Genomic DNA, 10871 nt, shown 5'->3' on the forward strand with positions numbered 1-10871 from the left:
TACGAAGCGCGTCCATCCCCGGCCGGGGGCGACGCGGTCCCGGGCGAGGCTCAGGCGACCGGTTCCGGGGCGGCGTCGGCGTCGGCGCGCGGGCCGGGCACGACGCGCGGGTCGCCCTCGTCGGCGAAGTAGTCGTCCGACGTGGTGCCGTCGCCGCCGTCGCGCACCTTCGCCGCCCGCAGCACCACCGTCAGCAGCGCCGCGACCGCCAGGTTGACCAGCACCGCCACGATCCCGACGTAGATCGTCTTCGGGGTGTCGAAGCCGAAGTCGGCCAGCGGGAACGCCGAGCCGCCGAAGTGCTTGCGGCCGGTCGCGGCGTTCGGGATCTGGTAGAGCATCCACATGCCCAGCCCCATGCCCGCGATCCAGCCGCCGATCAGCGCGCCGCGGTGGAACCAGCGGGTGTAGAGACCCAGCGCCACCGCCGGCAGCGTCTGGAGGATGATCACGCCGCCGATGAGCTGGAGGTCGATGGAGAACTGCGGGTCGAGGAAGACGATGCAGGCCACCGCGCCTACCTTCACCACCAACGAGGTGATCTTGGAGACGTTCGCCTCCTGCGCCGGGCTGGCGTCGCGCTTCAGGTACTCCTTGTAGATGTTGCGGGTGAACAGGTTCGCCGCCGCGATCGACATGATCGCCGCCGGCACCAGCGCGCCGATGCCGATGGCCGCGTAGGCCACGCCGGCGAACCAGTCGGGGAACTGCTGGTCGAACAGGACCGGCACCACCGTGTTGCTGTCCACGGTGCCCTCCTTCGACCCGGGCAGCGGCTTCACCCCGGCCGCGATGGCCATGAAGCCGAGCAGCGCGATCAGGCCGAGCAGCAGGCTGTACGCGGGCAGCGCCGACATGTTCCGCTTGATCACGTCGCGGTTCCGGCTGGCCAGCACGCCGGTGATGCTGTGCGGGTAGAGGAACAGCGCCAGCGCCGAGCCGAACGCCAGCGTGACGTACTGGAGCTGGTTGTTGGCGCCCAGCAGCACCCCGTCGTTGGGGTTCGGCGACGCGTCGAACTTCGCGTCCGCGGCGTCGAAGATCTCGCCCCAGCCGCCCAGCTTGTAGGGCAGGTAGAGCACCGCCACCAGGATCACGATGTAGATCAGGGTGTCCTTGACGAACGCGATCAGCGCCGGCGCGCGCAGCCCCGACTGGTAGGTGTAGGCGGCCAGGATCGCGAAGGCGACGATGATCGGCAGGTGCCGGGCCAGGGTGCTCTCGCCGGTCACCCCCATGGTCTTGAGCACCGCCTCGATGCCGACCAGTTGCAGCGCGATGTACGGCATCGTCGCCACGATGCCGGTGATCGCGATCAGCAGCGCCAGCACCGGCGAGTCGAACCGCTTGCGGACGAAGTCCGCCGGGGTGACGAAGCCGTGCCGGTGCGAGACCGACCAGAGCCGGCACAGCACCAGGAACACCAGCGGATAGATGACGATGGTGTACGGGACGGCGAAGAAGCCGGCCGCGCCGGCACCGAACATCAGCGCCGGCACCGCCACGAAGGTGTACGCGGTGTACAGGTCACCGCCGACCAGGAACCAGGTGATCCAGCCGCCGAAGTTGCGCCCGCCCAGCCCCCACTCGTCGAGGTGGGCCATGTCCTTCGGGGCGCGCCAGCGGGCCGCCACGAAGCCCATGGCGCTGACCAGCAGGAAGAGCACCGAGAAGACGACGATCTCGGTGAGGTGGTCGCGCCACATCAGCGGCCACCCCGCTTCTTCGTCATCTGGTACACCAGCGTGGTCGTGGCCACGCCGAGCAGGATGTAGGCGAGCTGGAGCCAGTAGAAGCGCGGGAAGCCGAGGAACCGGGGCGAGTCGGCGTTGAAGAGGACCGGGATCAGGGGCACCACGATGGGGATGAAGAGCAACCAGTTCCAGGGGCTGTGGTCCTTCGCCCTGGACCGCGCCGCTGTGGGCGCCTCCGGTTCGGGTGCGGCCATTGCGACAAACCTCCGCGTGTCGTAGATCGGCACTGATGACGGCCGGAGGCTACGACCCTGTGAGCCCGGTCACGTTCGACCGGTGGAGGTTGCTGCGCCGAACGGCGGACGGCGTGCGCCGAACGGCGACGCCGGGGCGGCCGGACGGCCGGCCGCGCCCGGCTCAGACCGCGGCGAGGTGCGCGGTGTCGTTGACCGTGCGGACGGCGACGCCGCCGTCGGGCCACGTGTCGAGCACCGAGATGCCGGCCGCGTCCAGGAACAGCCGGTGCAGGAAGCCGTCACCGGCCGCGAGGGCGTCGCGCAGCACCAGCTTGATCGGCGAGACGTGCGAGACCACCACCACGGTCTCCCCGGGGTACGCCCGGCAGAGCCCGTCGACCGCGCGGCGGCAGCGCACGGCGACGTCGGCGAACGACTCGCCGCCCGGCGGGGCCACCCGGGCCGAGGCGAGCCAGGCGTCCATCTCCCCCGGCCACTCCTGGCGGACCTCCGCGAAGGTGCGCCCCTCCCAGGCCCCGAAGTCGCACTCGACGAGGTCGTCCTCGCGGCGCACCGGCACGCCGCCGAGCGCCTCGGCGATCGCCTCGGCGGTCGCCGTACACCTCGACAGGGGCGAGCTGACCACGGCCGCGACGGTCGGGGCCAGCCCGGCCACCCGGGCGGCCGTGGCCCGGGCCTGCGCCCGGCCGCGCTCGGACAGCGGCACGTCGCCGCGGCCGGAGTAGCGGCGCTGCTCGGTGTACGCGGTCTCGCCGTGCCGGACCAGGACGAGCCGGGTGGCGGTGAAGCTCGGCCGCGGCTCCCAGGAGGCGGGCGCGGTGGCCGGGTCGGTGCCGGTGGTCGTCGCCGACGCGGCGCGGGCGGCCACCTCGCGGGCCCGCGCCCGGGCCGGCGAGTCGGGGCCGGCGACCTCGCGCGGCGGCTCCACGACGCGCGGTGGCGCGACGGCCGCCCGGGTCGGCGCCTTGCCGGCGGCGGCGTCCATGGCGGCGTTGGCGAGGGCGTCGGCGTGCCGGTTGCGTTCCCGGGGGATCCACTGGAACCGGACCGCGGCGAAGCGGTTCACCAGCCCGGCCGCCTGCGCGGCGAGCGGGCGCAGCCCGGGATGCTTGATCTGCCAGCGGCCGCACATCTGCTCGACCACCAGCTTCGAGTCCATCCTGGCCTCGACCTCGGCGACGCCCAGCTCGGCGGCGGCCTCCAGCCCGGCGATCAGCCCTCGGTACTCGGCGACGTTGTTGGTGGCGACGCCGATCGACTCGCTCCGCTCGGCCAGCACCTCACCGGTGTCCGCGTCGCGGACCACCGCGCCGTAGCCGGCCGGGCCGGGGTTTCCCCGGGACCCGCCGTCGGCCTCGACGACGACCACGCGCGGCGCCACGGGCTACAGGCCGGACTCGTTGGTGCGGACCATGATCCGCCGGCAGTCCTCGCAGCGGACGACCTCGTCCGGGTCGGTCTTGCGGATCCGGGCCACGTCGGCGCCGGAGAGCGTCAGGCGGCAGCCGCCGCACCGCCCGGCGGTCAGCAGCGCCGCGCCGAGCCCGGTGTCCTCGCGGATCTTGTCGTACAGCTGCACCAGGTCGGCCGGGAGGTCGCTCGCCAGCGGCTGGCGGGCGCCGCGCTTGAACTCCTCCTCCTTGGCGATCTCGGCCAGGCTCTCGTCGCGGCGCCGCTCGGCGGCGTCGCGCTTCTCCCGCACCTCCGCGAGCCGCTTCTCGACGCCGTCCAGCACGCCCTGGGCCGTCTCCCGCTGCTCCATCAGTTCCAGCTCGGCGTCCTCCAGGTCGCCCTGGCGGCGGTTGAGCGAGACCAGTTCGTGCTGGAGGGCCTCCAACTCCCGGGCCGGGCCGCTGCCGGCGGCCAGCCGGGCCTCGTTCTTGGACTTGCGGGCCCGCACCTGGTCGACGTCCTTCTCCATGCGGGCGATGTCCCGGTCCAGGTCGTCGACCGCCACCTGGGCGCGGACCCGCTCGTCCTCCAGCGCGGACAGCTCCCGGGCCAGCGCGTCCAGCTCGGCCCGCTCGGGCAGCGAACGGCGGCGGTGGGCGAGCTGGGCGAGGGCGGTGTCGATCGCCTGGAGGTCGAGCAGGCGGCGCTGGACCTGGGGGTCAGCCTTCACGGTCGGGGCTCCTTGTCGTCCACCGCGGGTGGGGCGGCGTGTACGGTCCACGGGTCGGTGGCCAGGTCGGACACCAGCGTCTCGACACCCGTCGCCTCCCGCAGGAGGGCGGCCAGGTCGTCCAGCCACGGTCGTTCCGTCGCCCAGTGGGCGGCGTCGAGCAGGGCCGGACCGTCGGCGGCCAGGTGCTCGCCGGCCGGGTGGTGGCGCAGGTCGGCGGTGAGGAACGCGTCCACCCCGGCCGCGGTCGCGTCGGCGAGGAAGCCGTCCCCCGCGCCGCCGCTGACCGCGAGGGTACGAACCATACGCCCGGGATCCCCCGCGGCGCGAACTCCCCAGGCGGTGGCGGGCAGCACGGCGGCGGCGTGCCGGGTCAGCTCCGCCAGGGTCATCGGCTCCGGCAGCTCGCCGATCCGGCCGATCCCCCGGCCGCCGCCGTGCGCGGGCGAGCCGGGCGCGGGCGGGTGCAGCGGGCGCAGCGCGGTCAGCCCGAACCGGGCGGCGAGGGCGTCGGAGACCCCCGGGGCGGCCACGTCGGCGTTGGTGTGCGCGACGTACAGCGCCACGTCGGACCTGATGAGCCGGTGGACGATCCGGCCCTTGTAGGTCGTGGGGGCCACCGAGGAGACGCCGCGCAGCAGCAGCGGGTGGTGGGCGACGATCATGTCGACGCCGGCGTCGAGCGCCTCGGCGACCGTCTCCGGCACCACGTCGACCACGCAGAGGACCCGGCGCACCGGGGCGCACGGCTCGCCGAGCACCAGCCCGACCCGGTCCCAGTCCTCGGCCCAGGCCGGCGGGTAGCGCCGCTCCAGCTCGGCGACCACGTCGGCGACGGTCGGCGGGACTGCGTTGGTGCTCACGGCGGGCCAGCTTACCGGCGCGGGCCGTGGCCGGGGGCGTCGCCCACCGACGCGACGGCGTGTCCCCGCCACCGCCCTGGCGCGCCGAAGGGTCCCCCCGCTGACGCCGTACGTCAGCCAGGGACCCTTCGGCGCGCCTCAGGCGACGGAGCAGAGCCGGTCCCGTACGGCGGTCAGGCCCACGGCCCACGGGAAGGCGTGCATGTGCCGCTCGCCGGTGCCCGGCGGGTGCAACGGGAACACGTCGTCGCCGAAGAGCACCGTGACCCCCCACTCGGCGAGCCGGGCGATGCCGGCGAGGAAGGCCGGATGGCCCGCCATCGCCGCGTTCGTGTACGGCACCGCGACCACCGGCACGCCCATGCCCTGCGCCTCCACGAGCAGCCCGAGGGCCAGCGTGTCGGTGATCCCGGCCGCCCACTTGTTGACGGTGTTGACCGTCGCCGGGCAGACGATCATCGCGTCGGCCTGTGGCAGCACGTCGAGGTCGCCCGGATTCTTGTAGTGGGTGCGGACCGGATGGCCGGTCTGCCGGGCCAGCGCGGCCCGGTCGACGAACTTGGCGCCGTCCGGCGTGGTGACCACGCAGACGTCCCAGCCGTCCTGGTGGGCCAGCTCGACGAGCCGGCCGACGTGGCGGGCCAGCGGCGAACCGCAGGCGATGACGTAGAGCACCTCGCGGCGCTCGCTGCTCGGGCGCGGGCCGGTCATCAGGCCGGCTCCGCGCTCATACCCCAACTCCCATGTGCTCAGCCAACTCCGCAATCGGAGAAGGCGGCGCACCACGTGTGCGACGCAGGACGTCCGACATCACCTCGTGGGCGATCGGCCGGCAGCGGATCTCCGACGGGGCGAGGCGGTCGCCGCGCAGCAGCATCTCGCCGGCGTTGGCCACGTCGCCGACCTGAGCGAAGCCCCGGGCGATGTCGAGCAGGTGGTGGGCCCGGCGCTCGGGCAGCAGCGCGTTGAACGCCGGCTCCTGGATCCGCTGGTGCACCTCCACCGCCCGGCCGCCGTCGCCCAGCTCGACCGCCGCCGCCGCCCGGTGCAGCTCCAGGTTCGTCGGCCCGAACGAGGTCCAGTAGTGGTTCTGGTCGCCGCCCAGCAGGGTGGCCGCCTCCTGCGCGCCGTTGATCAGGTCGCCGACCGTGGCGGAGTCGCCGATCCGGGCGGCGGCCATCGCGCCCTGCAACAGCAGCATCCCGTAGACCGACAGGAGGGCGGGGGACGCCTCGTTGCCGCCGCCCGGGGCGAGCCGGTTGGCGATGGTGACGTTGAGTTCGAGGGCGGGCCGGGGCCGGCCCATCGCCACCAGCGCGTTGCAGACCCGGGTGGTGGCGATGCCGGCCAGCAGCGGGTCGTCGGCGCGCTGGGCGACCGCCATCGAGCGGTCGGCGGCCAGCCAGGCCAGGTCGCACTCGCCCAGCTTGCGCAGCACCGACGAGGCGATCTGGTAGACCTGCCCGAGCAGGTGGGCCGCCTCGCGGGCCTGGTCGCCGCCGTAGCCGGCGTCGGCGGCCTGGGCGTCGCGCAGCAGCTTCGGCAGCGCCCGGGTCAGCATCCCGTACCGGCCGTACTGGTAGGTGAGCCAGGCGTGGTTGACGGCCTTGCGCATGTCGGCCAGGGGCGGCGGGTACGGCGCGGCGTCGAAGTACGCGCTCATCGAGTCGTACCGCTCCAGGGCCGCCCGGATCTCCTGCACCTCCACCTGGTCGATGCAGTTCAGCGCGTCCGTCCGCCGCTCCGGGTCCTTGCCGAGCAGCAGCTGCACGTCGACCTGGAGGATGTCGGCGATCTCGTAGAGGACGGAGAACTTGTCCAGCCGACGCACGCCACGTTCGACCTTGTCCACCCAGCTCTTCGACTTGCCCAGCCGGTCCGCGAAGACCTGCTGCGACATCTTGCGCCGTCCCCGCCAGTAGGCCACCCGCCGCCCGATGGGCAACTCGTCCATCTACCCGTCCCTCCCCATGCGCTTGAGCGGGCGTGCCGGCCGGTCGTCCCGGGTGCGGCGATCCGTCGGCCTCAGGTTTTCGCTGGTCGCACAGCGTGTGCGTCAGCCGTACAGCCAGTTCTCGTAGTTTTCGTGCAAGTTGCACAAGCCGTTCGTCAGCTCAACGATCGCGGGTTACGGCAGTGACGGTGCTCGACATGCGACCTGGGCGCCGGCCGGGGTCCGGCGAGGGGAGATGGCACATGTGGGGGAATGTCGCGCCGCGCGTCGTTCAACTGTCCCCGTTGGAGCGGGTACGGCTGCGCCGGGTGGCCGTACGGTACGCCCTGCACGGCTGGGACGTCACCCCGGGCGCCTGCCTCGCCCGCAGCCGCTTCGTCTGCGGGCGGGCCGGCTGCCCGACGGTCGGCTGCCATCCCGCGCTGGAGGACTGGGAGCACGCCGCGAGCGCCGACCCGGCCCGGGTCGCGACCTGGTGGCGCACCCGGCCCCACGGCGTGCTGCTGCCCACCGGGCGGGCGTTCGACGTGCTGGAGGTCCCCACGCACCTCGGCCGGCACGTGCTGGACGCGGTCCGGACGCACCCGGCGGGCGTCGGCGTACGCGGGCCGGTGCTGGTGACCCCGACCGGCCGCTGGATGTTCCTGGTCCGCCCCGGCGACCCGCTCCGCCCCGAACTGGACCACTGCTTCCACGTGGTGCGGCACGGCCCCGGCTCGTGGATCCCCGCCCCGCCGACCCGGCTGCCGGAGGGCACCGTCCGCTGGGCGGTCGCGCCCGAACAGGCCCGCTGGCAGCTGCCCGACTCCTACCTGGTGCAGAACGCGCTGATCGAGGCCCTGCGGGCCACCGGGGTCACGGTCACCTCCGACCTGCTCCCCGGGCACCTGCCGCTGCCGCGCCGGGGCATGTGACGGCGGCTCGACAGCGACGCCGGAGGGCCGGCGCTCGTTGAGCACGGCGACGGCGCACCCGCGCCGGGAGCGGGGGTTACATGTCCACGGACGACACCACGCGCCAGCCGGACGGTGCGGAACCGCCACCACGGCACCACCGGCCGCGCCGCCGCTGGCCGGTCACCCGTCCCGCCGGCTCCCGCCCGGGCCGCCCGCGCCCCCTCGGCTCCCGCCCCGCCACCACCCGCTTCTTCCGCTGACCCTCAACCGGCCAGGGGCAGGGCGGCGGAGTGCAGGAGGCGGGCGTCGTCGGTGACGACCGCGTGCTGGTGGTCGGGCAGCCCGTCCAGCCAGCCGATGCCGGCCTGGCCCATCGCGACGGCCGCAGTGGCGTACGCGTCGGCCAGCCCGAGGTCCGGCCCGACCACGGTGACCGAGCGCAGCCCCCGGGCAGGCACGCCCCGGCGCGGGTCGAGCACGTGGTGGCCGCGCTCGTAGACGCCGGACGTGGCCACGGCCAGGTCGGTGCCGGTGAGCACGAGGCAGGTGGCCATCGGGTCCCACGGGTGCCGCACACCGATCCGCCACGGTTGCCCGGTCGGGGAGTGGCCGCGTACCCGCACGTCGCCCCCGGCGTTCAGGCAGTGGTTCGCCGCCCCGGCCGCGACCAGCCGGTCCGAGGCGACCTGCACCGCCCAGCCCTTGACGTAGCCGGACGGGTCGAGCCGCCCGGTGGCGTACGCGTCGAAGAAGCCGTCGGTGACCTTCCACAGGTCGGCGCAGCGCTCCAGCACGGCCCGCAGGTCGGCGCCGGCCGCCGCGAGCGGCAGCTCGCCCCGGTCGACGCGGCACACCTCGCTGTCGGCCCGGTACGTGCTGAACCGGGCGTCCACCTCGCGCAGCCAGGCGAAGACGTCCCCGGCCAGCCCGTCCAGCGCGGCGGCGGGCAGGTCGTCGGCGAGGTCGAGGCTGATCGCGGTGCCCATGACCTGCTCCACGCGGCGCAGCCCCGGCCGGGTCGCTGGCGGGCGCCCGCCGGACGCCGCCGACGCCGGCACGTCAGGTCGCCCGGTCGAGCGCGGCCTGCAACGACCTCTTGTACGAGGTGCTGGTGGCGGTCGCGCCGGAGACGGTGTCCACGTCGGCGCTCTGCCGCTGCACCACCAGCCCGGAGCTGCCGCTGTAGCGGCCGTCGACCTGCTCGCTGCGCTGGTCGGACTGGGCGGTCTCCTCGGGCAGCTCCAGGGCCACCACGTCGACGATCCGCGTCCCGCGCAGGGTGATCTGCACCTGCACGTTGCCGTACTCGTTCTCGACGACCGGCCCGGTGACGGTGCGGGTCGTCGGCGCGGGCGGCGGCTTGGTGGTGGTGCGCGGCGCGGACGGCGCCCTGGTGGTGGCGCTGGGCCGGCTCGCCGGCTCCCGGGTGGCGGTGCGGCCGGGCCGGGGGGACGCGGTGGTGCGGGCCGGCGTCGGCGCGGCGGAGACCTTCCCGCCGATCGGGGTCGGACCGGCCGGCGCGGGGACCACCGGCGGCGGCGCGGCCGGCAGGTCCTGGGCGACGGGGCTGGTGCCCGGCGAGCCCTTCAGCACCACCATGGCGGTGGTGCCGGCCGCCAGGCCGGTGATCGCGAGCAGGGCGCGACGCATGGGGGCCTTCCTACAGCTCGAACGTGGCGACGTGGACCTGCCGGCGGGGCACGCCGGCCTCGCGGAGCACCCGCAGCGACTGCTCGACCAGGCCGGGCGGCCCGCAGAGGTAGACGTCGCGCCGGGCGAGGTCGGGCACCAGCCGGCGCAGCCCGTCCGGGCTCATCACCTGGCGGGGGCCGGGATCGTGGCGGGAGCCGACGACGTACCAGATCGCCGTGTCCCGCGCCTCGGCGAGCCAGTCCAGCTCCCGGTGCAGCAGCACGTCGGCCGGGGTGCGGGCGCGGTAGATCAGCGCGGCGCCGGGTGGCAACTCCTCCAGCATCGCCCGGATCGGGGTGATGCCGCTGCCGCCGGCGATCAGCAGGGCCCGTTCGCGGGTCCGGTGGGCGGCGGTGAAGGTGCCCGACGGGCCCTCCGCCCAGACCCGGGTGCCCGGCTCGAGGTCGCGCAGGTCGGCGGTGTGCGCGCCGACCACCTTGACGGTGAGCCGCAGCCAGCGGCCGTTGGCGGCGGCGGAGACCGAGAACGGGTGCGCCTGCCACCAGCACCCCCGGGCGAGGAAGCGCCAGCGGAAGAACTGCCCGCCGAGCAGCTCCAGCCGCTCCAGCCGGTCCCCGGTCAGGTAGATCGAGACGGTGTCCGGGCTCTCCGCGACCACGTCGGCGACCCGCAGCCGGTGCCGCAAATTGAACGCCAGCGGCGCGACCGCCCGGCCCCAGAGCAGGGCGGCGAGCACCAGCGCGTACATCGCGATCCAGAAGGTGCGCACCGGGCCGGGGCGGAACAGCTGCGCGCCGTTGCTGAACTGGTGGGCGAAGCCGAGCAGCAGCACCGCGTAGCTCGACAGGTGCAGGGCGTGCCACAGCTCGTAGGGCAGCGCGGTGCGGATCGCCCGGACGCTGGTGAGGCCGACCAGCACCAGGATGCCGGCGGCGGCGAACGCGGAGACCATGTCCTCGTAGTCGCGCAGCAGCACGCCGGCCTCGGTGAGCACCGGGTTGTCCTCCAGGTCGGCGTAGCCGACCAGGATCAGCGACGCGTGCGCGAGCACGGCGACCAGCAGGGTGGCCCCGACGTCGCGGTGCCAGCGGGCGATCCGCTCGCCGCCGGCCCACCGCTCCAGCACCGGCAGGCGGCTCATCATCAGCACCTGCACGAGCAGCAGGTAGCCGGCGACCAGCCCGGTGATCCGGCCGGCGGCGGTGAGGGTGGCGGCCGTCGTCCGCAGCGAGTTGGCCGGGGTGTCCAGCCACCAGGGCAGCACGCTGGCGAGCAGGCCGACGACGAGCAGCGCGGCCAGCAGCCGCCGGCCGCCGGGTCCGCGTCGCGGCGGCACCAGCGGGCGTACGTCCGCAGCCGGCCGAACTCGCTGGAGACCATGACGGTCACGTCGGCGGAGCGCTCCCCCAGGTCGGTGAAGAACGCCGCCATG

At 74.5% G+C, this 10871-nt stretch carries 11 protein-coding genes; 1 reads left to right on the forward strand and 10 read right to left on the reverse strand.

Going from position 1 to position 10871, the window contains the following annotated elements:
- Positions 1-50 precede the first annotated feature (50 nt).
- From mctP to ACSNN9_RS25660, 7 genes are all read right to left on the reverse strand, one after another.
- On the reverse strand, positions 51-1706 hold the full coding sequence (gene mctP, locus ACSNN9_RS25630) for a monocarboxylate uptake permease MctP (RefSeq protein WP_436675763.1): 1656 nt from the start codon (positions 1704-1706) through the stop codon (positions 51-53).
- Positions 1706-1948 (reverse strand): DUF3311 domain-containing protein, encoded by a 243-nt coding sequence (locus tag ACSNN9_RS25635; RefSeq protein ID WP_436675764.1) that lies wholly within the window; start codon positions 1946-1948, stop codon positions 1706-1708. The genes mctP and ACSNN9_RS25635 overlap by 1 nt, the downstream gene beginning before the upstream one ends.
- 163 nt (positions 1949-2111) lie before the next feature.
- Positions 2112-3332 carry a bifunctional RNase H/acid phosphatase gene (locus ACSNN9_RS25640; protein WP_436675765.1) on the reverse strand — a complete coding sequence of 407 codons (1221 nt, stop codon included), beginning with the start codon at positions 3330-3332 and terminating at the stop codon, positions 2112-2114.
- 3 nt (positions 3333-3335) lie between these two features.
- A complete protein-coding gene (locus ACSNN9_RS25645; RefSeq protein WP_436675766.1) occupies positions 3336-4073 on the reverse strand; it encodes a zinc ribbon domain-containing protein in 738 nt (245 codons plus the stop codon).
- Complete coding sequence (locus ACSNN9_RS25650; RefSeq protein WP_436675772.1) at positions 4070-4900, reverse strand: Nif3-like dinuclear metal center hexameric protein; 831 nt, start codon at positions 4898-4900, stop codon at positions 4070-4072. The genes ACSNN9_RS25645 and ACSNN9_RS25650 overlap by 4 nt, the downstream gene beginning before the upstream one ends.
- A 174-nt stretch (positions 4901-5074) precedes the next feature.
- Positions 5075-5647 carry a flavoprotein gene (locus tag ACSNN9_RS25655; protein WP_436675767.1) on the reverse strand — a complete coding sequence of 191 codons (573 nt, stop codon included), beginning with the start codon at positions 5645-5647 and terminating at the stop codon, positions 5075-5077.
- Positions 5648-5663: 16 nt separating this feature from the next.
- The gene (locus ACSNN9_RS25660; RefSeq protein ID WP_436675768.1) at positions 5664-6890 is read right to left on the reverse strand and encodes a helix-turn-helix domain-containing protein; all 1227 of its coding nucleotides are present in this window, start codon (positions 6888-6890) and stop codon (positions 5664-5666) included.
- Between the two features lie 242 nt (positions 6891-7132).
- Here ACSNN9_RS25660 and ACSNN9_RS25665 point away from each other — a divergent pair, with 242 nt between their 5' ends.
- The gene (locus ACSNN9_RS25665; protein ID WP_358093857.1) at positions 7133-7804 is read left to right on the forward strand and encodes a bifunctional DNA primase/polymerase; all 672 of its coding nucleotides are present in this window, start codon (positions 7133-7135) and stop codon (positions 7802-7804) included.
- A 245-nt stretch (positions 7805-8049) separates the two neighbouring features.
- On the opposite strand, the gene ACSNN9_RS25670 is transcribed toward ACSNN9_RS25665, so the two are convergent.
- From ACSNN9_RS25670 to ACSNN9_RS25680, 3 genes are all read right to left on the reverse strand, one after another.
- Positions 8050-8772: an FAD:protein FMN transferase gene (locus ACSNN9_RS25670; RefSeq protein WP_436675769.1), complete on the reverse strand. Its 723-nt coding sequence runs from the start codon at positions 8770-8772 to the stop codon at positions 8050-8052.
- A gap of 73 nt (positions 8773-8845) precedes the next feature.
- The gene (locus ACSNN9_RS25675; protein WP_436675770.1) at positions 8846-9436 is read right to left on the reverse strand and encodes an FMN-binding protein; all 591 of its coding nucleotides are present in this window, start codon (positions 9434-9436) and stop codon (positions 8846-8848) included.
- 10 nt (positions 9437-9446) lie between these two features.
- Complete coding sequence (locus tag ACSNN9_RS25680) at positions 9447-10775, reverse strand: ferredoxin reductase family protein (protein ID WP_436675771.1); 1329 nt, start codon at positions 10773-10775, stop codon at positions 9447-9449.
- Positions 10776-10871 lie beyond the last annotated feature (96 nt).

This window comes from Micromonospora sp. URMC 107, assembly GCF_051386315.1.
Taxonomy (GTDB): domain Bacteria; phylum Actinomycetota; class Actinomycetes; order Mycobacteriales; family Micromonosporaceae; genus Micromonospora.